The 1,351-nt window shown below is 39.8% G+C and carries 3 protein-coding genes; 2 read left to right on the top strand and 1 reads right to left on the bottom strand.

Features of this window, described 5'->3' with window-relative positions; genetic code table 11:
* Window positions 1-20: 20 nt before the first annotated feature.
* The gene (locus F6K51_RS37410; RefSeq protein WP_229415182.1) at window positions 21-194 is read right to left on the bottom strand and encodes a hypothetical protein; all 174 of its coding nucleotides are present in this window, start codon (window positions 192-194) and stop codon (window positions 21-23) included.
* Window positions 195-722: 528 nt separating this feature from the next.
* Here F6K51_RS37410 and F6K51_RS37405 point away from each other — a divergent pair.
* Both F6K51_RS37405 and F6K51_RS37400 read left to right on the top strand, forming a co-directional pair.
* Window positions 723-917, top strand: coding sequence for a type II toxin-antitoxin system HicA family toxin (locus tag F6K51_RS37405; protein ID WP_075896545.1), 195 nt, complete (start codon window positions 723-725; stop codon window positions 915-917).
* The gene (locus tag F6K51_RS37400; RefSeq protein WP_075896543.1) at window positions 914-1,129 is read left to right on the top strand and encodes a type II toxin-antitoxin system HicB family antitoxin; all 216 of its coding nucleotides are present in this window, start codon (window positions 914-916) and stop codon (window positions 1,127-1,129) included. Before F6K51_RS37405 ends, F6K51_RS37400 begins: the two co-directional genes overlap by 4 nt.
* Window positions 1,130-1,351 lie beyond the last annotated feature (222 nt).

Below are 1,351 nucleotides of genomic sequence, written 5' to 3'. Positions count from 1 at the left end.
GGAAATTTCAAGAGAGTATTTCATGAATCGACTGGCAGGTTGTACTGGCGACGCTGCTCTTGGGCAAACTCATGGAAAGACCGAAATCGACCTGCCTGGAAATCATTCAGTCCTTTTTGAATGCCCTTTATAGCCTCCTGTGAATCTTCCACCTCCGACTCTAAGACACTAGCCAGCAATTCGGACGCAACCAAGCTAACATCTTGACCTCGCTGAGCAGCATATTCACGCAGTAGTGCTTCTAATTCTGAGCTAAGGGATAACTACCTTTGTCATCGACCTACTTTCCTCCCAACCTTTGCTTCTTAGCTGCATTCTAGCAAAGTGTGGGGGTGCGTTACTAAAGCATTTCCTCAACCCACCGGAAAAGTCGCGATCGCACTATAATATAAAAGTGCAACAAATTGTAAAGCCCGAACAAATTAATACTCTCGATCTTGAGGAGATGAATCATGAATCATTCGAGTTCTGAGCTAACACGTGCGCTTACTGATTGGCGTGACGATATATTCTTATAAATAGAAAAAAATCCCGACGAACAGATTCTACAATTATTTATTACAAATCCTTCGTTTATTTCGTCAAAGCCAAATGACGAAGCAAGAATCTGTAGATACTTTGAAAAACATGAAACTAAAATCAGATTAATTAGTTAAAATAGGGTGATTGTCTAACAATATCAACTAGATATAATTCGATTAAAATTATGAAAAACTGTCTGAATGAAAGTTAAAGAGGTACTTAAGCGATTAAAAAAAGATGGATGGTATCAAGTAAGAATGCGGGGAAGTCATAGAATTTTATCTCATCCTCAAAAGCCAGGTATTGTAGTAGTTCCAGGTAAGCTAAGTGATGATATACCCATCGGAACATTAGGTGCAATTTGGAAACAAGCACAGTTAGGAGATGAACAATGAAAAAATATGCAGTAATTTATGAAAAAGGCGATACCAACTGGGGGGCAATTGTGCCAGATTTACCCGGTTGTGTTAGTATTGGTGACAGTTTGGAAGAAGTCCAAGAAAATGTTAAAGAGGCGATCGCACTTTATCTGGAAGTTTTGGTCGAAAAAGGAGAAAAAATCCCTCAACCTCAAACCCAAGTCGGATTTGTAGAAATAGCAGCTTAATCCCTAGTTTCTCAAAATGCTACAAGATCTCAAGATCTATTGGGTGGGATGGTGCGTTCAGTGATATTCGGTCAATAAATGTCTTGAGAGATCTGGTGTAATCGAACCTACCCTACAAGAGCGTATGCACTCAACCCAACCGACAACAGAGATCACCCTTCCAACCCGCTCGCGCTATTTTATTCCCATTTAATTTTCTTGTGTCAGGCTTTTGATACTCTT

Origin of the sequence: Moorena sp. SIO3I8, assembly GCF_010692325.1 — a bacterium.
Classification (GTDB): Bacteria; Cyanobacteriota; Cyanobacteriia; order Cyanobacteriales; family Coleofasciculaceae; genus Moorena.
Note: the sequence above shows the minus strand (reverse complement) of the source record. Positions and strands in the feature narration are given on the sequence as shown.

Coding starts and splice junctions, on each gene's coding strand:
- F6K51_RS37405 (WP_075896545.1), top strand. CDS start 723: ATGAAAGTTAAAGAGGTACTTAAGCGATTAAAAAAAGATGGATGGTAT.
- F6K51_RS37400 (WP_075896543.1), top strand. CDS start 914: ATGAAAAAATATGCAGTAATTTATGAAAAAGGCGATACCAACTGGGGG.